The following is a 20,079-nucleotide window of genomic DNA, read 5'->3' on the forward strand; positions in this document are numbered from 1 at the left end:
CTAAAAATAGCCGGGGATTATGCCACGGCCGGGCCGGGGCTACGGCCGGCCCCGATCCGGGGCGGAGCCGGGTCGAATCTGGGCCGGGGCGCACGCTTTCGCGGGTGGGCTGGAGGCCGGCGCGGTCCTGGCCTTCCCTTGAACGGGTCGGCGGACGGCGGCGGGAAGGCCCTCACCCCTGCCCTCTCCCGCGGGCGGGAGAGGGGGACAGGGAGTTCGCCCGCTTTGCGGGCGAACGGCGTTTTACATGCGTGCGGCGTAGAAGGACTCGCGGAAGGCGGCAAAGGTTCCCTGCTCGATCGCCGCGCGCATCTGCGCCATCAGCCGCTGGTAGTAGCGCAGGTTGTGCAGGGTGCCGAGCATCGGCCCGAGCATCTCGTTGCAGCGGTCCAGGTGGCGCAGGTAGGCGCGGCTGAAGCCGTTGGCGCAGGCGTAGCAGTCGCAGCCCTCCTCGATCGGGCGCAGGTCGCGCTCGTACTTGGCGTTGCGCACCCGCACCGTGCCCTGCGCGGTGAAGTAGTGGCCGTTGCGGGCGTTGCGGGTCGGCATCACGCAATCGAACATGTCGACGCCGCGCGCGACCGATTCGACCAGGTCCTCGGGCCGGCCCACGCCCATCAGATAGCGCGGGCGGTCTGCGGGCAGCTGCGGGCAGGTGTGTTCGAGCATTTTGTTGCGCTCGGCCTCCGGCTCGCCGACCGCGAGGCCGCCGACCGCGTAGCCGTCGAAGCCCAGCGCCTTCAGCCCTTCGGCCGAGCGTGTGCGCAGGTCGTGGTGGACGCCGCCCTGGACGATGCCGAACAGCGCCGCGTCGTTGCCTTCGTGGGCCTTCTTCGAGCGTTCGGCCCAGCGCAGGCTCAGCTCCATCGACTTGCGCGCGACGTCTTCGGTGGCCGGGTACGGCGTGCACTCGTCGAAGATCATGACGATGTCCGAATCCAGCACGCGCTGGATGTTCATGCTTTCTTCCGGCCCGAGGAACACCTTGCTGCCGTCGACCGGCGAGGCGAAGGTCACGCCCTGCTCGGTGATCTTGCGCCGGTGCGCGAGCGAGAACACCTGGAAGCCGCCGGAGTCGGTCAGGATCGGCCCGTTCCAGCGGGCGAAGCCGTGCAGCCCGCCGTGGTCGCCGATCACATCCAGGCCGGGGCGCAAATACAAATGAAAGGTGTTGCCGAGGATGATCTGCGCGCCGAGGTCGCGCACGTGCTCGGGCATGATGCCCTTGACCGAGCCGTAGGTGCCGACCGGCATGAACGCCGGGGTTTCGACGGTGCCGCGCGGAAACGTCAGGCGGCCGCGGCGCGCGGCGCCGTCTTGGCCGAGAAGCTGGAAGGACATGCGGCTCATGCGCGGGTTCCTTGGATGGGTAGCGGGCGCATGGGGGCGACGCGCGTGGACTGAAAATCGGGAGTCGATGGAAGCTTGGGTCGGAACCGCTCGATTCCGTCATTGCGGCGCAAGCCGGAATCCGTTTTTGATTCTGCCTTGCGTCGCGGCGAAGCGAGAACGACGGTTGGCGGCTTGCGGACTTCGCCGAACGACGGGGCTTCGGGACGCAGCGGCGGCGCTACGTATCTTCGGTTGCCCACAGCAGCATCGCGTCCCCGTACGAAAAGAACCGATACCGCTGCGCGATCGCATGCGCATAGGCCTCGAACACGCGCTGCTTGCCGGCGAACGCCGAGATCATCATCAGCAGCGTGCTTTCCGGCAGATGGAAGTTGGTGACCATCGCGTCGACCGAACGGATGCGGTAGCCCGGCAGGATGAACAAGCGGGTTTCGCCGGCGAACGGCTGCAATTCGCCGCCGCCCTGGCGGGTCGCGCTTTCCAGCGCGCGCACCACGGTCGTGCCGACGCCGATCACCCGGCCGCCGGCGGCGCGGGTGCGGCGGATCTGCTCGACCAGCCCGGCGCCGACGTTGAGCCATTCGCTGTGCATCACGTGCTGGCTCAGATCGTCCGCGCGCACCGGCTGGAAGGTGCCGGCGCCGACGTGCAGGGTGACCTGGCCGAACTGCACGCCGCGCTCGCGCAGCGCTTGCAGCAGGGTTTCGTCGAAATGCAGGCCGGCGGTCGGCGCGGCGACCGCGCCGATCTCGCGCGCGAACACGGTCTGGTAGCGCTCAGCGTCGTCCTGGCCGGGCTCGCGCTGGATGTACGGCGGCAGCGGCAGGCGGCCGGCGTGCAGCAGCCATTGCTCCAGCGACTCGGACACGTGGAAGCGCAGCCGGTAGAACTCGCCGTCGCGGCCGAGCACCTCGGCCTCGCCGCCGGCGTCCAGGGCGATGCGCGCGCCTTCCTTCGGCGACTTGCTGACGCCGAGCTGGGCGCGCGCTTCGTTGCCGCCGAGCAGGCGCTCGATCAGGATCTCGACCCGGCCGCCGGTGCTTTTCTGCCCGAACAGGCGCGCCGGGATCACCCGGGTGTCGTTGAACACCAACAGATCGCCGGGCTGCAACAGCTGCACCAGGTCGCGGAAGCTGCGGTCTTCGAGCGCGGCCGGCGCCGGCGGCACCAGCAGCAGCCGGCTGGCCGAACGCTCGGCCAGCGGCGCCTGGGCGATCAGCTCGGGCGGCAGGTCGTAATGGAAGTCGGACTTTTTCAAAGGGAACCGAAGTAATTGAGCGCGAAGCGCCGCCCCATCCGAAGCCCGGCCAATCGGCCGCACTCCCGGCCAAACGGCCGGTCCGGATCGAGGAGGAGAACGGGCCATTATCCCGGCTAAAGCCCGCGAGCGCCAAAACAGCGGTTCAGCCCGGCCTGCCGCAGCCCTCGAAGCCACGCGATCTCCCTGTAGGAGCGGCGCGAGCCGCGACCGCGACAACGCAACTGCGATGAACTTTCGGCGCGGGCGGCGACACCGCGGTCGCGGCTTGCGCCGCTCCTACAGGGAGCTCCGGCCGCTGCACGGCCCTGTGAGCGCCGAGGCGCGCCGGCCGGGCGAGATCCAACCCTGGCCCGCCTTACGCGCTGAACTGTCGTTAGAGCCGCTGACTGTTAATCAGGGGGTCCAAAGCCTCATACCCGCCCTGCCGGCCAGCCGGACGTGCGCCGCGAGCGGATACCCCGCGGTCGCGGCTCGCGCCGCTCCTACAGGGGGCTACAACCACCCGTTCTGGCGCGCGCGCCGGTACGCCTCGATCCGGTTGCTGCTGTCGAGCTTGCCGATCGCCTCGGACAGATAGTTGCGCACCGTGCCTTGGCTCAAATGCAGCCGCTCGCCGATCTCGGCCGTCGACAAGCCCTCGCCGGCCAGCCGCAGCACCTGCCGCTCGCGTTCGGTCAGCGGGTCTTCGTCGCTCCACGCCGCGACCGCCAGCTGCGGGTCGATCGCGCGGCCGCCGCGGTGGACCTGGCGCAGCGCTTCGGCCAGTTGCCCGGCCGGCGCGTCCTTGAGCAGGTAGCCGCGCACCCCGGCGTCCATCGCCCGGCGCAGGTAGCCGGCGCGGCCGAAGGTGGTGACGATCACCACCCGGGTCGGCATGCCCGAATCGCGCACCCGCATGGCCAGGTCGATGCCGGTCATGCCGGGCATCTCGATGTCGGTGACCACCACGTCCGGCTGCACGCGCTTGACCGCCTCCCAGGCCTGGGCGCCGTCGCCGGCTTCGGCGATCACCTCGATGTCGGGTTCCAGGTTCAACAGCGCGGCCAGGGCGCCGCGCACCAGGGCTTGGTCTTCGGCGAGAAGCAGACGGATCATGCGGTACCTCGTTCGAGCAGCGCCGGTTGGCGCACGGACCCGGCAGGAGCGGCGGAGGCCGGCAGCCGGCGCGCGGCGCTGAGCGCCTCGCGCGACACCAGCAGGCTCAGGCGCGTGCCCGCGCCGGGAGGAGATTCGATTTCCAGCACGCCGCCGACCGAGCGCAGGCGCTCGCGCATGCCGGTCAGGCCGTGGCCCTCGGCGCCGACGCCGCCGCGGCCGTCGTCGACGATGCGCAGGGCGATGCCGCCGCGCGCGTCCTGGGTCAGTTCCACCTCGACCCGGCGCGCGCGCGCATGCCGCAGCACGTTGGTGACCGATTCGCGCAGCGCCAGCGCCAGCGCGGTCTCCACCGCGACCGGCAGGTCGATCGGATCGAGCCGCTGGTCCAGGCTGATTTCGCCGCCGAGCAGGGCCAGCCGCGCCGCCGCCAGTTCGGCCTGCAGGCCGTTGGCGCGGATGCCGGCGACCGCCTCGCGGACCTGGGTCAGCGCTTCGCGCGCGACCCGCTCGACTTCGCTGATCTGGTCCTGCGCGGCGCGCTTGTCGTGTTCGATCAAACGCGCGGCCAACTGCGACTTCAACACCACCACCGACAAGGTGTGGCCGAGCAGGTCGTGCAGGTCGCGGCCGATGCGCTCGCGCTCGGCCAGGCTGGCCAGGCGCCGCACTTCTTCCTGGGTCAGGCGCAGCTCGGCGTTGCGGCGCTCGCGCGAGCGCGCGGCCAGCACGCCGGTGAACACGATCGCGCCGACCAGCGACTGGATCAGCACGCTGAACACCGGCGCGCCCTGCGCCGGCAGGGTCGCGATCGATTCGGCCGCGAACAGCGCGAACAGCGCCGCGGTCAGCGCCAGCCCGCGCCACAGCGGCAGGAAGCTGGCGATCATGCCGGCCGAGAAAATCAGATAGGTGCCGCCGCCGATCCCGAACGGCACGGTGACGAAACCCAGCCCCGCCACCGCCAGCACCAGCCACAGCCGCAGGGTGGCGCCGCCGCGATAGAACGCCCAGTACAGCGGCAGGAACACCAGCACCGAGGCGATCGCCATCGCCAGCAGCCACCACGGCGCCGGGAAGTTGAACACCGGAATGAACACGAAGCTCAGGTACAGCAACGAAGCCAGGTGCCACCCCAGCAGGTTGTCGTGGGCGTCGAGCGGTGGGCCGGGCGTGCGCATGAGGGTGTGGATCCTGGAGAACGGGCGCGCGGCGCCGGGCGTTCCGGGGTAACGCGAGACGATCGCAGCGAAGATCGCGGCGGTGGCGGCGCGGCCCGGCCATCCATCCTCTGCGCGCGGCGCGGCAGCGGGAAAGGCTTGGTTCGGATGCATGCGGGCCACGAACGATGCGGACTTTAGCGGAGTTCGGCGCGTTCGGCCGATCGGCCCGCCGCGACCCGGCCGCAGGCGGCCACGCTGCGCTCGCGTGCGGCCGTGCGCGGCGGCGCGGCGGCGGCGCGGGCGTACGCCGGCACGCCTGCCGGCGGCGTCGGGCGCGGCTGGCGCGCGGTCTCGGCGACGACATGGTGGAACGGGTGGATCGCGCTCATCGCTGCCTCGCAGGGGCCGGCCGGCTGGGGCCGAGGTTCGCCTCCACTGTCGGTTCCGCCGGCGTTGCACGGCAGTGCGGCCAGCCACCGATCGCCGGTGACAAGCGTCACCAATGTCGCCAATCGCGGCCGCGCGCCGGCCCGAAACCGCCAAACCAGCGGCCGCGCGCAGGGGGTTATCGGCGCTGGGCGGACGTGCTAGACTCCTCTAAATCATTGAAATGAAACGAAAAATCGTCAAAAGACCCAGGCCTTACGCAAAATTTTTGCGCGGTTTTCCGGCGTTTCAAGGAGTTAGCTGAATACCCATTCCCGTTGTGAGAGATGGCGCTTGGCGGCCGGGGGCCGCTGCAACTGCGAGGGTCCGGCCAGGGGGCGGACCGTCTGCTCACGCAACACATCGGCAGGACGCCGACGACACCGATTCAGGAGACCCGCCATGACCCACCTGCTCGCTTCGCTCGCGCCGCTGCGCGCCCACGCCGGCAAACGCCGCACCGTCGGCCTGGACGACGACACCGTCGCCCGCTTCGCCGTCAACCATCCGGAACTGGCCGAAGCCATCGCCGCCGCGGCCGCCGAATACGCATTGATCCGCGACCTGCACGCCGACCTGCTCGACCTCGACGAGGACGCGCAGATCCAGGCGGTCCAGTCCGGCTACGTCAACTTCTACCCCGACGACGGCGTCAACCCGTACGTCGCCTTGACCGCGCGCGGCCCCTGGGTCGTCACCCTCAAGGGCGCGGTGCTGCACGACTCCGGCGGCTACGGCATGCTCGGCTTCGGCCACACCCCCTCGGCGGTGATCGCCGCGATGGCCAAGCCGCAGGTGATGGCCAACATCATGACCCCGTCGCTGTCGCAGCTGCGCTTCGAGCGCGCCCTGCGCGGGGCCATCGGCGTGGAACGCGGCGGTTGCCCGTACGAGCGCTTCTTCTGCTTGAACTCGGGTTCCGAATCGGTCTCGCTGGCCGCGCGCATCGCCGACGTCAACAGCAAGCTGATGACCGACCCGGGCGCGCGCCACGCCGGCCGCGCGATCAAGCGCCTGGTCATCAAGGGCAGCTTCCACGGCCGCACCGAGCGCCCGGCGCTGTATTCGGATTCCTCGCGCAAGGCCTACAACCAGCACCTGGCCAGCTTCCGCGGCGAAGACTCGGTGATCGCGATCGAGCCTTACGACGCCGACGCGCTGAAGAAGGCCTTCGCCGACGCCGACGCCAAGGGCTGGTTCATCGAGGCGATGTTCCTGGAACCGGTCATGGGCGAAGGCGACCCGGGCCGCGGCGTGCCGCCGGCGTTCTACCAGCTGGCGCGCGAACTCACCCGCGACCACGGCTCGCTGCTGCTGGTCGACTCGATCCAGGCCGGCCTGCGCGCCCACGGCGTGCTGTCGATCGTCGACTACCCGGGTTTCGAAGGCCTCGACGCGCCGGACATGGAAACCTATTCCAAGGCGCTCAACGCCGGCCAGTACCCGCTGTCGGTGCTCGCCGTCGGCGAGCGCGCGGCCTCGCTGTACCGCAAGGGGCTGTACGGCAACACCATGACCAGCAACCCGCGCGCGCTCGACGTCGCCGTCGCCGTGCTCGAGCAGGTCACCCCGCAGCTGCGCGCCAACATCCGCGCGCGCGGCGCCGAGGCGCTGGAAAAGCTCGAAAAGCTCAAGCACGAGCTCGGCGGCCTGATCACCAAGGTCCAGGGCACCGGCCTGCTGTTCTCGTGCGAACTGGCCCCGCAGTTCAAGTGCTTCGGCGCCGGCTCCACCGAGGAATGGCTGCGCGAGCGCGGCATCGGCGTGATCCACGGCGGCGCCAACTCGCTGCGCTTCACCCCCAACTTCACCATCGCCAGCGACGAGCTGGAACTGCTGGTGTCGATGGTCGGCCGGGCGCTGCGCGAGGGTCCGCGCGCGCAGCAGGCCGCGGCGGCCTAAGAGCCAGGAGTTGGCGTCTAGGAGCTAGGAGTTAGCGAGAGCCGGCATTACCGCTTTCGCTAACTTCTATCTAGACTCTGCTTTTCTATCTCCTGCTCCCCGGAGGGAACCATGATTCGTCTGTCCAACAAGGAAACCGGCGCCGACATCGGCGAGATCAGCGAGGAAGAACTGCAGATCCTGGTGCTGGCGCTGGAAGAAGAAGACAGCAAGGACCAGGACTACTGGATCGACCACGCCACGGTCGACATGATCGAGATCGACCATCTCAACGCCGGGTCGCTGATCACCGTGCTGCGCGCGGCGATCGGCGCCAGCGACGGCATCGAGATCCAGTACGTGCGCACGGCCTGAGGCCGCGGCGCGGGCCGGCCGCGGCGACATGCGGCCCGGCCTGCCGACCCGGCCGCCCCGCTCATGGCGCTCGATCTGATCCCGGCCCGGCACGAACGCGAGATCCACGCCTCGCGCCGGCTGTTCGCCATCGACGAAATGCTGCATTCGCAACTGCTGTCGCGCGCGCAACCGCGCGGCGACTATCCGCTGCTGCACAAGCTGCACGACTACTACGCCGACACCGTGTTGCTGCTCGGCGAACTGCCGCGCCTGCACGCGGAACTGACCCGGGTCGCGGCCCGCTTCACCGATCCCGCGCAGGTGCGCGAGTTGCTGCGCTTCGTCGAACAAGCCATCGCCGACGGCGACAATCTTTACGCCACCGCCGATTGAATTCCCGCGTTCGACGACGCCCCGCCTGCACAACGGGAACGAGGGCCGCGTCGCCCGCTCGCCCCGAAACACCTGCAACGCCGAGTCCAGCGACGCCCTGCGTCGCCGCCCGGCACGGCCGGCTTGCGCCGCGCCGCACAACCATCAATCCTTTGCGGCAAAGATCGCCCGCCCCGCCTGAGGCCGCCCAATGAAAATCGTCGAAGTCCGTCACCCGCTCGTCCAGCACAAACTCGGCCTGATGCGCCGCGCCGACAACAGCACCAAATCGTTCCGCGAACTAGCCTCGGAAGTCGCGACCCTGCTGACTTACGAAGCCACCGCCGATCTGGAAACCGAAGAAGCCGTGGTCGAAGGTTGGGCCGGGCCGGTGACCACGCGCCGGATCAAGGGCGCGAAAGTCACCCTGGTGCCGATCCTGCGCGCCGGCCTGGGCATGCTGCCGGGCGTGCTGGAGCTGATCCCCGCGGCCAAGGTCGGCGTGGTCGGCCTGCAGCGCGACGAGGAGACCCTGCAGCCGGTCGGGTATTACGAAAAACTGACCGGTCGCATGGACGAGCGCACCGCGCTGATCCTCGACCCGATGCTGGCCACCGGCGGCAGCCTGATCGCCACCGTCGACCTGCTCAAGAACGCCGGCTGCAAGCGCATCAAGGGCCTGTTCCTGGTCGCCGCGCCGGAGGGTTTGAAGGCGTTGGAAGCGCGCCACCCGGACGTGGAAGTGTTCACCGCCTCGGTCGACGAGCGGCTCAACGAAGTCGGCTACATCCTGCCGGGCTTGGGCGATGCGGGCGACAAGATTTTCGGGACCAAGCACTACGCCTGAGGCGTTCGTCGGCGCGGGAGCGGTGTGCGTTCGGGGTTTCGCGCTCGGGCCGAACTCGCGTCGCACGACGGTTTTCGCGGTCGCGGCTTGCGCCGCTCCTACAGGGGGACGGCCGCAACCGCTGGAGCGGTGCGCGTGCGGGTTTCGCGCTTGGGCCGAACTTGCGCCGCACGACGGTTTTCGCGGTCGCGGCTTGCGCCGCTCCTACAGGGAGGTTCGGCCGCGACGCAGCGACTGTAGGAGCGGCGCGAGCCGCGACCGCGACACCGCGCTTGCGACGCAAGCCGCTATCGCGCAACGGCGACCAGAACACGACGCAAAATCAAAAGGGGCTCCGGCGAAAACCGGAACCCCTTTTTGTTTCGCTGTTCCATCCGCGCGCGCCCTACCCCGCCCGCCTGCGCCGCCCGCGCAGCCACAGCAGCGCCGCCAGCGCCAACGCGACCCCGGCGACCAGCCAGCCCCACGACCAGCGTCCGTCGTCCGGCGCCTGCCCCAGCACCACCGCGCTGGCGCGCGATGGCGGCGCGTGCAGCGCTTCGGCGATGGCCTCGGGTTTCGCCCGCCACACGCCGTCGCGCAGTTCCAGCTTGCCTTCCAGCGCCGGCAGGCGCAGTTCGCGCCAGCTCACGCGCAAGTCGCCGATCTGCGGCGCGAGCGGATTCTCCGAGCTGCCCAGGCCGTCGCCCTCGGGCTGGAAGGTCGCCGCGAGGTTCGCCGGCAGCCGGCTGAAGTTGGGCCGGAACACTTTCCATTCGCCGAGCGCGCGCAGCACCGAACTGTCGATCGGCTGGCCGTCGAGCGTCGCCGATTCCGACCACCAGCGCCGGTTCTCCAGCGGCAGGCGCTTGGGATTGACGTGGCCGGGTTCGAAACGCGTGGAATCGATCGGCGCCGAATTCCAGATCCGCTGATAACCAGGCTGGCCCGAGACCGGATCGGTCGAGCGCTGCCACTGGTACATCTCGACCCGCCGGTCGAGGCCGAACTGGCGGCTGAGCACGCCGAAATCGCGGTCGCGCAGGCCGCTGCCGGCGACCGGTTCGCCGAGCGGCTCGCCGCTGTCCTCGTCCTGCGCCGCGGCCGGCGCGGCCAACGCAAGCATCGCCGCCAGCGCGAGTGCGAACAACGCGCGCGCCGCGGCGATTGGCTTCATGCCGCCAGCGCCCTGGCCTGCAGTTCGGCGACCTCGTGCGCGGTGCCGAACTTGCCCTTGTCGTCGCGCACCACCTGCGCCAGCGCGCACTGCGGGTCGTGAGTGAAGAACAGATGCACGTTGCGTTCGAGCTTGTCGCTCAGAAAAGCCTTCTTCTCGTCGATCAGCAGCTCGGCGTTGCGGTCGTAGCCCATCGTGATCGGCACGTGCACCCACGGCCGGCCCGGGATCAGGTCGGCGCAGAACACCACGCCGCCGTGGGCGTGGCCGCCGACGTTTTCCGGGCCGACGATCTCGGCCAGCATCAATCCCGGCGTGTGGCCGTCGCTGTAGTGGAAACGCACGCTGCCGCCGAGCAGCCTGGAGTATTCGCCTTCGACCAGTTCCAGGCGGCCGGTGGCTTCGAGCAAGGCCGGCAATTCGGGAATGAAGCTGGCGCGGTCGCGCGGATGCGGATGGCGCGCGCGCTCGTAGTGCTCGCGTCCGACCAGGTAGTGCGCGTTCGGGAACAGCAATCGCGGCGCCTCGCCCTCGGACCATGGCGCGAGCAGCCCGCCGGCGTGGTCGAAGTGCAGATGCGAGAGCACGACGACGTCGATGTCTTCGGGCTGGAAGCCGGCCTGCGCCAACGAATCGACCAGCACGTGGCGTTCTTCGACCACGCCGTAGCGCTCGCGCAGCTTGGGCTCGAAGAACGCGCCGATGCCGGTTTCGAACAACACCGTCTTGCCGGCCAGCGGCGTGGCCAGCAGCGCGCGGCAGGCCAGTTCGATTCGGTTCTGATCGTCCGGCGGCGCCCACTTGGACCACATCGCGCGCGGCGCGTTGCCGAACATCGCGCCGCCGTCGAGTTTCTGCGAGTTGCCCAGGATCGACCAGAGTTTCATGGCGGGATCGCCCTCGCGGGCGGCGGCGGAGAGGGAGTCGATTTTAGGCGTCGCGGGGTGAAGCGGGAAGCATGGGGCTGAAAAGCGGGGGATAAAAAACGGGGTTGGGGAACTGGAGAGGCGCTCAGATCCCGCCCATTTCCAGTTCCCCAACCCCGCTTTTGCTATTCCCGCTGCTTATCCCCGCTTCACTGCGCCGTCGCCGCCGTCGCGAAATGAAACACGAACTCGCCGTCGCGCGGATCCTGCGCGACCACCCGCACCGGCGCCAGCGCGCGGTCGGCGACCAAGGTCGCGGTGCCGCTGGCCGACAGCTTGCTGATCAAGCCGCCGGAACGGCCGCTGATCTTGACCAGCATCTCCTGGCCCGGCACCAGGGTGACCCGCCCCATCGACGGATCGCTGGTGCGCGGCGTGGCGATGCGGCTGTCCTCGGCGTCGTTGTAGTCGCGCGAGGGCAGCTCGAACAGGTCCTGGCCGCCGGCGCTGACATCGAAGGTCCATGCGGTGCTGCCGCTGGTGCCGTCGTTGACGACCTCGATCTTCTCCAGCGTCAGCACCACCGAATAGCGCGTCGGCGCTTTGGGTTCGGCCGGCTTGACCGCCGGCGCAGGCGCCGGCGTCGCGGGCGCGGCCGCCGCCGGCGCGGCCGGCGACTTGTCCTTGAGCCCGCCGATCTCGCGCACGTTGTTGACCAAGGTGGTCAGGGCGACGAGGAACGCCACCATCGCGACCGAAATCGCAGGCACGCGGGTGTACCAGCGCTTGTCGTTGTCGTCGCTCACTGCCTGGGGTCCCCTGTACGGCCGCGTCCGGGTGCGGCGCTCATGCGGCGCAATCTAGCGCGGGAAAGCGGAATCGGGAATCGGGAATCGGGAATCGGTGTTAGGGGTTAGGGGTTAGGGGTTAGGGAACTGAAGATCCGCAGCCGCCCGACTACATCGCGCATCCGCAGTTCCCCACCCCCTGTCCCCGCTCTTTCCCCCGCTCGATCAAGGCTTACTCAACAGCACATCCGCCTGTCCCACCGGATTGCGCGGATCGGTCCCGCCGGACAGGGTGCCGGCGGCCTTGTCCCACATCACCGTCTGCAGGTTGCCCCAGGTCGATTCGCCGGCGTTGACCTTGTGGCCCATCGCCTGCAGCTTGGCCACGGTGTCGGCGTCGAGCGCGCCGGCTTCGGCGGAAATCACGTCCGGCAGCCACTGGTGATGGATGCGCGGCTGCGCCGCGACCTGCTGCGGCGCCAGGCCCGCGTCGTAGGCCAGCACCGCCAGCAGCACCTGGGTGATGATGCGGCTGCCGCCGGGCGCGCCGAGCGCGATCACCTTGTCCTTGGATTCCATGAAGCTCGGCGTCATCGAGCTGAGCATGCGCTTGCCCGGCTCCGGCGCGTTGGCGGCGAAGCCCATCACGCCGAAGGCATTGGGCGTGCCCGGGCGCAAGGCGAAGTCGTCCATCTCGTTGTTGAGCAGCACGCCGGTGCCCGGCGCGACCATGCCCGAGCCGTACAGCAGGTTGACCGTCTGGGTCGCCGAGACGCGGTTGCCCTGCGCGTCGATGATCGAGAAATGGGTGGTCTCGTCGTCTTCCAGCGGCGCCGGCTGGCCCGGCAGCAGGTCGCTCGGCGTGGCCTTGTCCGGATGGATCGTCGCGCGCAGGCCGGCGGCGTAATCGGCGCTGGTCAGGCGCCGCAGCGGCATCTTCACGAAATCCGGATCGCCGAGGTAGATGGTGCGGTCGCGGTACGCGCGGCGCATGGCCTCGGCGAGGATGTGGGCGCGGTGCGCCGGATCGAGCTTGCCCAGGTCCCAGCCTTCGAGCATCTGCAGGATTTCGGCGAACGCGACCCCGCCCGACGACGGCGGCGGCGCGGTGACGATGTCCCAGCCGCGGTACTTGAGCCGCAGCGGCTCGCGCTCGACCACCTTGTAGCCGGACAGTTCCTCCGGCTTCCACTGCCCGCCTTCCTCCTTGACCGCGGCCAGCAGCTTGGTGCCGACTTCGCCGCGGTAGAAACCGTCGAAGCCCTTGTCGGCCAGCAGTTCCAGCGTGCGCGCCAGGTCCGGCTGCTTGAGGATTTCGCCGGCCTTCGGCGGGCTGCCGTCGGCGAGGAACACCTCGCGGGTGCCGCGGTAGCGTTCCATCACCTCGCGCCGGCTGCCGTAGCCCTTCTCCAGGCGCGGATACACCTCGAAGCCTTCGCGGGCGATGCGGATCGCCGGCGCCAGCGAGGTCTTCAGCGGCAACTTGCCGTACTTCTGCGCCAGGTGCACCAGCGCCGCCGGCAGGCCGGGAATGCCGGCCGACCACGGGCCGTTGGTGGCGCGGTCGCGGTTGAGTTCGCCCTTGGCGTCGAGGTACGCGGCCGGGGTCGCCGCGGCCGGCGCGGTTTCGCGCGCGTCGACGAACACGTCGCGGCCGGTCTTGGCGTCGTGCAGCAGGAAGAAGCCGCCGCCGCCGATGCCGGAGCTGATCGGTTCGACCACCGACAAGGTCGAGGACACCGCGACCGCGGCGTCGAAGGCGTTGCCGCCCTTGCGCACGATCTCCAGGCCCGTCTGGGTCGACAGCGAATGCGCGCTGGCGATCGCGGTGCCCGGCGGATGCGCGGCGGCGGTTCTGGCGGCCGCCGGCTTGGCGCCCTTGGCCGGGGCTTCGCAATACGCAGGAGCGGCGATCAGCAGCAACGAAGCCAGCAACCACGGGGACATCAGACCGGCTCGCGGCCGCAGCGCCTTGCGCATCGGGTTCACTCCTGTTGTAGACGGCGCAGCTTGTCGAGCAACTGCGTTTGCGTTTCGACGAATTCGGGATCCGGGTCGATGCACTCGACCGGGCACACCATCACGCACTGCGGCTCGTCGTAATGGCCGACGCATTCGGTGCAGCGCGCCGGATCGATGACATAGATGCTCTCGCCCTGGGCGATGGCCTGATTCGGGCAGGCCGGCTCGCAGACGTCGCAGTTGACGCAGAGTTCGTTGATCTTCAGCGACATGGGCGGTTCGAAGGCGCCGGCGCGCGGGCGCGCAGGGGGTTCCGGCTCGGACGGCCAGTTTAGGCCGGCGCCGGCCCGGGGCATAGCGCCGGGCCGGGATGCTGCGTGCCGCGGCGGGCGCCGGGGCGCGCCCACAGAACCGCGGAACGCGTGCGCGGTCCGCGGCGAGGCCGCCCAAACAGACTCGGGCCGCATCGCGGCCCGTGACGAACCTCAAAAAAGATTCGGGCCCCAAAAAGATTCGGGCCGCATACGCGGCCCGTGGCAAGCTCCAAAAAGATTCGGGCCGCATACGCGGCCCGTGGCGGGCCCCAAAAAAGATTCGGGCCGCATACGCGGCCCGAATCGGCAAACCAGCGCTACGGCCAGCAACGCGCCGGAACCGGCGCGGCGCGGCGCGGGCTTACTTGGCTTCGACGAAGTTGTAGTTCACGCCGGCCGGGGTCACCGCGGCCTTGACGCGCTCGCTGTCGGCGGCGGCGCCGACGAAGATGAACTTCACGCCCTTCATGGTGTTCGGGTCGACCTTGGCGAACGAGGCCACGGCCAGGTCGGCCGACTTGGCCGAGTCCGGCGAACCGAACGCCACCAGGTTGCCTTCCAGCACGCCGCGGCTCATGTCGGCCTCGGCCTTTTCCAGCATGCGGTCGTAATCGCCCTGAAAGGTCGGCGCGTCCGGCGCCGGCAGGGTGTAGACGTAGGTGCTGCCGCTGACGCCGTCGAGGTTGCGCTTGATGACGTCGGTCAGATAGGCGTTCCAGGCGTTCTCGTCGCTGGTCTTGGGCGCCGACAGCGGCGCGGCCTCGGCGGCGACCTCCTTCTTCTCCTCTTTCTGGCAGGCGGCGACGAACGGCAGCGCCAGGCAGGCGATCAACAGCAGACGGGAGGAAGTTTTCATCGGTAGGCCCCTTGGGTATCGGTTCGGGTGTGGCTTGGTGGGAATGGGTGCGCGGATCGGCGCGCGATCAGGATGGCTTGCGTTGCCACTCGGCCTGCAGCGCTTGCACCACCGCCGGCGGCACGAAGCCGGAAACGTCGCCGCCCAGGCGCGCGATTTCGCGCACCAGCGACGAGGAGATGAAGCCGTACTGCTCGGCCGGGGTCAGGAACAGGGTCTCGACGTCGGGAATCAGATGGCGGTTCATGCTCGCCAGCTGGAATTCGTATTCGAAGTCGGACACCGCGCGCAGGCCGCGCAGCAGCACGCCGCCGCCGATTTCGGCGACGAAGTGGGCGAGCAGGCAGTTGAAGCCGCGCACCTCGACGTGCGGGTGATGGGCCACCGCCTTGCGCGCGAGGTCCACGCGCACCTCCAGCGGCAGCGCCGGGCCCTTGCCGGGGCTTTCGGCCACGCCGATGACCATGCGCTCGAACAGCGGCGCGGCGCGGTCGACCAGGTCGATATGGCCGTTGGTGATCGGGTCGAACGTGCCGGGATAGACGGCGGTACGCAGGCGGGCCGAGCTCATTCGTGGGATCGTTCTTTGCGGGAAAGAGCGGGAGCGGGTAGGCCTCCCCCGCCGGTTGCGGCGCAGTGTAGCAGCCGTCCGCGCGCGGGGAACCCCGCGCGGGAGGGCGCAAATCGCCGCTGTGCGGCCACTGCCGCGGCGGCCCCGGCGGGCCGGGCCGGCAGGCTCAGCCGGTACGGCGGTATACGGCGTAGCGCACTTCGCGGGTGGCGCCGTCGCGGTGCGGCGTCCACCCGGCCGGCAGCGCCAGCGCCGCGTCCAGCGGGGCTTCCACGTACAGCCAGGCCGCAGGCGCCAGCCTCGGCAACAGCGCCGGCCAGACCGCGTCCCACAGGCCGGCCGCGAACGGCGGGTCGACGAAGGCCAGGTCGAAGCCGGCCTCGCCGGCCGCCGGCGGCTGCGTCAGCCAGCTCAGCGCGTCGGCCTGGACCACCCGCGCCGCCTCGCCGCCGGGCAGGCGCGCGGCCAGCGCGCGCAGTTCCGCGGCCAGGGCCGGGTCGCGTTCGACCAGCACCGCGCCGGCGGCGCCGCGCGACAGCGCCTCCATGCCGAGCGCGCCGCTGCCGGCGAACAGGTCGAGCGCGCGCGCGCCCGGCAGCATCGGCTGCAACCAGTTGAACAAGGTTTCGCGGACCCGGTCGGAGGTCGGGCGCAGGCCCGGCGCGTCGCCGACGTTGAGGCGGGTGCCGCGCCAGCGCCCGCCGATGATGCGGACCTTGCCGGCCGGGCCGCGGCCGGACCCGGCGGCGCCGCGGGCGGCGGAGCCATCGCCGGCGGAACCGGCCGGGAAACGTGCGCCGGAGCGGCCGCGCTTGGACATGTTCATCTCGGACCGTGGTTCATCGGGGGCGGAGGGAGGCCGGTGCTAGCATGTATGGATTCTCGCGCATGCCCCCATCTCACGTCTCATGCTCAGTTTTTTCCGCCGCAAGAAGCCCGACGCCGGCAAGCCGTCCGAGCGCGAATACAGCCTCGAGGAGCTGGCCGCGGCCATTCCCGGCGCGCAGCCTGAAACCTTCGCCGATGCCGCGGAACCGGCGGCCGAAGCGCCCGTAGCCGCACCGGCGGCGCCCGCTGCGGAAACCGTCGCGGACGCATCGGCGCCGGCCACGGCGCCCGCGGTCGAAGCCGCGCGCGCCGAATCCGTTCCCTCAGCCTTGCCGGCGGCGAGCGTTCCCGTCCCGCCTGCGCCGGTCGAGCCCGCGCCGGTCGCAACGGCTCCGCTCGCGGTCGCGCCGGCTCAAGTCGCGCCGGCTCAAGTAGCGTCGGCTCAAGCCGCGCCGGCCCAAAGCGCGCAGCCGCACGCGGCGCCGACCCAAGCCGCAGCGCCGCAAGCCGCGCCGATCCAAATCGCGACGCCGCAAGCCGCGCCGCTCGCGCCCGAAACCGCCCCGATCGAATACGTCGACAAGCCCGCCGCCCCCGCCGGCAAGAGCGGCTGGCGCGAGCGCCTGCGCAACAGCAGCTTCGCCCGCAGCTTCGGCGGCCTGTTCTCGCGCAACCCGCGCCTGGACGACGACCTGCTCGACGAAATCGAAACCGCGCTGATCACCGCCGACGTCGGCGTCACCGCGACCACCGCGCTGGTCGAAGGCCTGCGCAAGCGGATGAAGTCGCGCGAGTTCGCCGACGCCAACGCGCTGCTGGCCGCGCTGCGCACCGACTTGATCGGCATGCTGCAACCGGTGGCCAAGCCGCTGGTCGTCGACGAACAGGCCAAGCCGTTCGTGCTGCTGACCGTCGGCGTCAACGGCGTCGGCAAGACCACCACCATCGGCAAGCTGGCCAAGCGCTTCCGCGACGAGAACCGGCCGCTGATGCTGGCCGCCGGCGACACCTTCCGCGCCGCCGCGGTCGCCCAGCTGCAAGCCTGGGGCGAGCGCAACGGCGTGCCGGTGGTGGCGCAGGGCCAGAACGCCGACGCCGCCTCGGTCGCGTACGACGCGCTGGCCGCGGCCAAGGCGCGCGGCACCCAGGTGCTGATCGCCGACACCGCCGGCCGCCTGCACACCCAGCAGGGCCTGATGGCAGAACTCGGCAAGATCCGCCGGGTGCTGTCCAAGGTCGACCCGACCGCGCCGCACGAAGTGCTGATGGTCATCGACGGCACCACCGGCCAGAACGCGCTGTCGCAGCTGCGCCAGTTCCATGCCGCGGTCGGCGTCACCGGCCTGGTGGTGACCAAGCTCGACGGCACCGCCAAGGGCGGCGTGGTGTTCGCGCTGGCGCGCGAGTTCGGCATCCCGATCCGCTTCGCCGGCATCGGCGAACGCCCGGAAGACCTGCGCGTGTTCGACGCCGAAGCCTTCGTCGACGCCCTGTTGCCCGAAGCGCTCGGCGGCTGAGGCGCGATGGCCGCCGCCGAAACGGCGCCGCCGCCCGCCCGCCGCTCGCGCAAGCGGCTGTGGATCGTCCTGGCGCTGCTGCTGGCGGCGTTGCTCGGATTGCGCTGGGTGTCGCGGCCGAGCCAGGTCGGCTGGATCGTATTGAGCCAGGCCGGACGCGCGCTCGGCCTCGAACTTAGCGCCAGCGGCGCCAGCGAATACCGACTGCGCGGCACGCCGATGCTGGAAGTGCGCGATCTGGTCGCGCGCGTGCCCGGCAGCGACAAACCGCTGCTGCGCGCCGGCCGCGTCTATCTGGCCGCGCCGTGGTCGACGATCCGCGCCGCCGGCGCGGTGCTCGACATCGAACGCGTCGAACTCGACTCGCCGCAACTCGACATCGGCGAACTCCAGCGCTGGCTCGCCGCGCGCCCGCCCTCGCCCGGCCCCGTGCGCATGCCGCGCCTGTCGCGCGGCGCGCGGGTCAGCGACGGCCGCGCGATCGGCGACGGCTGGTCGGTCGAAAACATCGGCCTGGACTTCGCCGAACTCGACCCGGACAAACCGCTGCGCGGACGCGTGCGCGGACGCGCCTTGAGCGCGGGCGTAACGGTGCCGTTCGATCTGGCCGCGACCTTGCACCGGCCCGCGCCCGCGCGCGGCCTCGGCCTGTCCGGCGCGGTCGCGGTGGAAACCAAAGACTGGCGCCTGCCGATGCGCACGCGCGCCGGCGCGCGCCTGCACGCCGGGCCCGACGGCCTGGGCCTGGACGCGCTGCGCCTCGGCGCGGACGCGCGTTACCTCAGCGGCGCCACCGATCTGCCGTTCGCGTTCGGCATCGCCGGCCCGCTGCGCTATCGCGACGGCGAACTGACCCTGGCGCCGATGGGCGCGGCCTTGCGCGCGCCGGCCGACAGCGCCGTGCCGCAGCTCGACGCCGGCGGCCGCTTCGGCTTCGGCGCGGCCCTGGAACTGCACTGGCAAGGCCGCATCCAGGCCTGGCCGCAGGCGTGGCCGGCGCTGCCGCCGCCGCTGGGGCAATCGCGCACGCCGCTGGATTTCCAGCTCGATTACGCCGGCAAGCCCGACCTGTCCGACACCATCGCGCTGCGCACGCAACGCGACCTCACCCGCTTCGACGGCCGTCTGCGGCTGCCGCAGATGCTGGCCTGGATCGACGCCAAGGACGGCGCGCCGCTGCCGCCGCTGAGCGGAACCCTGAGCACGCCGAAGATCGAAATCTCCGGCGCCGCGCTGGAAGGCGTGGAAGTCCTGATCGAAGACGATTCGCCCGCCGCCGCGCCCGCGCCGGCCTCTTGATGCCGCAATGAAAGCCACTAGCCAAAGCGCCAAAGCCAACGACCGCAAAGCCCGCCGTAAATCTGCTCCGGCGCCCGCGCCCGTCGCCGACAACACCGCCGCCGACGCCTTCGCCGCGCGCCTGCTGGCGTGGTTCGACGTCAGCGGCCGCCACGACCTGCCGTGGCAGCACCCGCGCTCGCCATACCGCGTGTGGCTGTCGGAAATCATGTTGCAGCAGACCCAGGTCAAGACCGCTGCGCCCTATTTCGAGCGCTTCGTCGCCAGCCTGCCCGACCTGCGCGCGCTCGCCGCGGCATCGCAGGACACCGTGCTCGGCCTGTGGTCGGGCCTGGGCTACTACGCCCGCGCGCGCAACCTGCACGCCGCCGCCAAACTGTGCGTGGAGCGCCACGGCGGCGAGCTGCCGCGCGACCTCGATGCGCTGACCGCGCTGCCCGGAATCGGCCGCAGCACCGCCGCGGCGATCCTGTCGCAGGCCTGGGGCGACCGTCACGCGATCCTCGACGGCAACGTCAAGCGCGTGCTCGCGCGCTATCACGGCATCGACGGTTTTCCCGGCCTGCCGGCGGTGGAGCGGCAGTTGTGGGCGCTGGCCGAATCGCACCTGCCGCCGACGCGCATGACCGACTACACCCAGGCGCAGATGGACCTCGGCGCGACCGTGTGCACGCGCGCCGATCCGGCCTGCATGCTGTGCCCGGTGCAGAGCGACTGCGTCGCGCGCATCCAAGGCCGCACCGCCGAACTGCCGGTGCCCAAGCCGGGCAAGGCGGTGCCGCAACGTTACGCGCAGGTGCTGTGGCTGCTCGACCGCGGCGGCCGCGTGCTGCTGCAACGGCGCCCGCCGACCGGCGTGTGGGCGGCGCTGTGGACGCTGCCGCAGCACGAAGACGAAGAAGCCGCCGAGCGCTGGTTCGAAACCCACGTCGACGCCGAATACGCCGACGCCGAAACGCTGGCGCCGGTGGCCCACGCCTTCAGCCACTACAAGCTGGAACTGCGGCCGCGGCGCTGGCGCGCGGTCGCCTTGCGCGCGCGGGTCGGCGACAATGACGACCTGCGCTGGTTCGCGCGCGCCGAACTGGCCGCGCTGGGCATTCCCGCGCCGATCCGCAAGCTGATCGAAGCGTCGGCCTGAGCCGCGCGTTCGCCCCTCGTTCCGCC

The 20,079-nt window shown here is 70.7% G+C and carries 20 protein-coding genes; 7 read left to right on the top strand and 13 right to left on the bottom strand.

The window, feature by feature from the left end; translation table 11 throughout:
• Positions 1 to 243: 243 nt before the first annotated feature.
• The 5 genes from tgt to JHW38_RS08450 all read right to left on the bottom strand — a co-directional run bounded on the left by tgt (position 244) and on the right by JHW38_RS08450 (position 5,261).
• Positions 244 to 1,350, bottom strand: coding sequence for a tRNA guanosine(34) transglycosylase Tgt (tgt, locus tag JHW38_RS08430; RefSeq protein ID WP_207525515.1), 1,107 nt, complete (start codon positions 1,348 to 1,350; stop codon positions 244 to 246).
• A 220-nt stretch (positions 1,351 to 1,570) separates the two neighbouring features.
• Positions 1,571 to 2,611: a tRNA preQ1(34) S-adenosylmethionine ribosyltransferase-isomerase QueA gene (gene queA / locus JHW38_RS08435; protein ID WP_207525516.1), complete on the bottom strand. Its 1,041-nt coding sequence runs from the start codon at positions 2,609 to 2,611 to the stop codon at positions 1,571 to 1,573.
• A 495-nt stretch (positions 2,612 to 3,106) separates the two neighbouring features.
• Positions 3,107 to 3,709, bottom strand: a complete 603-nt coding sequence (locus tag JHW38_RS08440) for a response regulator transcription factor (protein WP_057948350.1) — start codon at positions 3,707 to 3,709, stop codon at positions 3,107 to 3,109.
• Complete coding sequence (locus JHW38_RS08445; protein WP_207525517.1) at positions 3,706 to 4,890, bottom strand: sensor histidine kinase; 1,185 nt, start codon at positions 4,888 to 4,890, stop codon at positions 3,706 to 3,708. The genes JHW38_RS08440 and JHW38_RS08445 overlap by 4 nt, the downstream gene beginning before the upstream one ends.
• A 176-nt stretch (positions 4,891 to 5,066) precedes the next feature.
• Positions 5,067 to 5,261: a hypothetical protein gene (locus JHW38_RS08450; protein WP_207525518.1), complete on the bottom strand. Its 195-nt coding sequence runs from the start codon at positions 5,259 to 5,261 to the stop codon at positions 5,067 to 5,069.
• 439 nt (positions 5,262 to 5,700) lie between these two features.
• Between JHW38_RS08450 and JHW38_RS08455 the strand changes: the two genes are divergently transcribed.
• From JHW38_RS08455 to upp, 4 genes are all read left to right on the top strand, one after another.
• Positions 5,701 to 7,200, top strand: a complete 1,500-nt coding sequence (locus JHW38_RS08455; RefSeq protein ID WP_207525519.1) for an aminotransferase class III-fold pyridoxal phosphate-dependent enzyme — start codon at positions 5,701 to 5,703, stop codon at positions 7,198 to 7,200.
• A 111-nt stretch (positions 7,201 to 7,311) separates the two neighbouring features.
• The gene (locus tag JHW38_RS08460) at positions 7,312 to 7,554 is read left to right on the top strand and encodes a hypothetical protein (RefSeq protein ID WP_207525520.1); all 243 of its coding nucleotides are present in this window, start codon (positions 7,312 to 7,314) and stop codon (positions 7,552 to 7,554) included.
• Positions 7,555 to 7,617: 63 nt separating this feature from the next.
• On the top strand, positions 7,618 to 7,929 hold the full coding sequence (locus tag JHW38_RS08465; protein ID WP_207525521.1) for a hypothetical protein: 312 nt from the start codon (positions 7,618 to 7,620) through the stop codon (positions 7,927 to 7,929).
• 190 nt (positions 7,930 to 8,119) lie between these two features.
• Positions 8,120 to 8,755: a uracil phosphoribosyltransferase gene (upp, locus tag JHW38_RS08470; RefSeq protein WP_207525522.1), complete on the top strand. Its 636-nt coding sequence runs from the start codon at positions 8,120 to 8,122 to the stop codon at positions 8,753 to 8,755.
• A gap of 385 nt (positions 8,756 to 9,140) precedes the next feature.
• On the opposite strand, the gene JHW38_RS08475 is transcribed toward upp, so the two are convergent.
• From JHW38_RS08475 to rsmD, 8 genes are all read right to left on the bottom strand, one after another.
• Entirely contained in the window at positions 9,141 to 9,911 is a 771-nt protein-coding gene (locus JHW38_RS08475; protein ID WP_207525523.1) for a TMEM43 family protein, read from the bottom strand.
• On the bottom strand, positions 9,908 to 10,798 hold the full coding sequence (locus JHW38_RS08480) for an MBL fold metallo-hydrolase (RefSeq protein WP_207525524.1): 891 nt from the start codon (positions 10,796 to 10,798) through the stop codon (positions 9,908 to 9,910). Before JHW38_RS08480 ends, JHW38_RS08475 begins: the two co-directional genes overlap by 4 nt.
• Positions 10,799 to 10,986: 188 nt before the next feature.
• A complete protein-coding gene (locus JHW38_RS08485; RefSeq protein ID WP_207525525.1) occupies positions 10,987 to 11,583 on the bottom strand; it encodes a hypothetical protein in 597 nt (198 codons plus the stop codon).
• A gap of 207 nt (positions 11,584 to 11,790) precedes the next feature.
• On the bottom strand, positions 11,791 to 13,512 hold the full coding sequence (ggt, locus tag JHW38_RS08490) for a gamma-glutamyltransferase (RefSeq protein ID WP_207525526.1): 1,722 nt from the start codon (positions 13,510 to 13,512) through the stop codon (positions 11,791 to 11,793).
• A 38-nt stretch (positions 13,513 to 13,550) separates the two neighbouring features.
• A complete protein-coding gene (locus tag JHW38_RS08495) occupies positions 13,551 to 13,799 on the bottom strand; it encodes a YfhL family 4Fe-4S dicluster ferredoxin (protein ID WP_207525527.1) in 249 nt (82 codons plus the stop codon).
• Positions 13,800 to 14,202: 403 nt separating this feature from the next.
• Positions 14,203 to 14,697, bottom strand: a complete 495-nt coding sequence (locus JHW38_RS08500; RefSeq protein WP_207525528.1) for a hypothetical protein — start codon at positions 14,695 to 14,697, stop codon at positions 14,203 to 14,205.
• Positions 14,698 to 14,764: 67 nt separating this feature from the next.
• Entirely contained in the window at positions 14,765 to 15,268 is a 504-nt protein-coding gene (gene coaD / locus JHW38_RS08505) for a pantetheine-phosphate adenylyltransferase (RefSeq protein WP_207525529.1), read from the bottom strand.
• Between the two features lie 166 nt (positions 15,269 to 15,434).
• Positions 15,435 to 16,088: a 16S rRNA (guanine(966)-N(2))-methyltransferase RsmD gene (gene rsmD / locus JHW38_RS08510; RefSeq protein ID WP_242691271.1), complete on the bottom strand. Its 654-nt coding sequence runs from the start codon at positions 16,086 to 16,088 to the stop codon at positions 15,435 to 15,437.
• Positions 16,089 to 16,176: 88 nt separating this feature from the next.
• Here rsmD and ftsY point away from each other — a divergent pair, with 88 nt between their 5' ends.
• Genes ftsY through mutY form a run of 3 tightly spaced genes read left to right on the top strand, consistent with a single transcriptional unit; the run spans position 16,177 to position 20,053 of the window.
• Positions 16,177 to 17,613: a signal recognition particle-docking protein FtsY gene (ftsY, locus tag JHW38_RS08515; RefSeq protein ID WP_207525531.1), complete on the top strand. Its 1,437-nt coding sequence runs from the start codon at positions 16,177 to 16,179 to the stop codon at positions 17,611 to 17,613.
• 6 nt (positions 17,614 to 17,619) lie between these two features.
• Positions 17,620 to 18,912 carry a hypothetical protein gene (locus tag JHW38_RS08520; RefSeq protein WP_207525532.1) on the top strand — a complete coding sequence of 431 codons (1,293 nt, stop codon included), beginning with the start codon at positions 17,620 to 17,622 and terminating at the stop codon, positions 18,910 to 18,912.
• 7 nt (positions 18,913 to 18,919) lie between these two features.
• Entirely contained in the window at positions 18,920 to 20,053 is a 1,134-nt protein-coding gene (gene mutY, locus JHW38_RS08525) for an A/G-specific adenine glycosylase (protein WP_207525533.1), read from the top strand.
• The last annotated feature ends 26 nt before the right edge of the window (positions 20,054 to 20,079 follow it).

The organism is Lysobacter enzymogenes (assembly GCF_017355525.1).
Classification (GTDB): Bacteria; Pseudomonadota; Gammaproteobacteria; order Xanthomonadales; family Xanthomonadaceae; genus Lysobacter; species Lysobacter enzymogenes_C.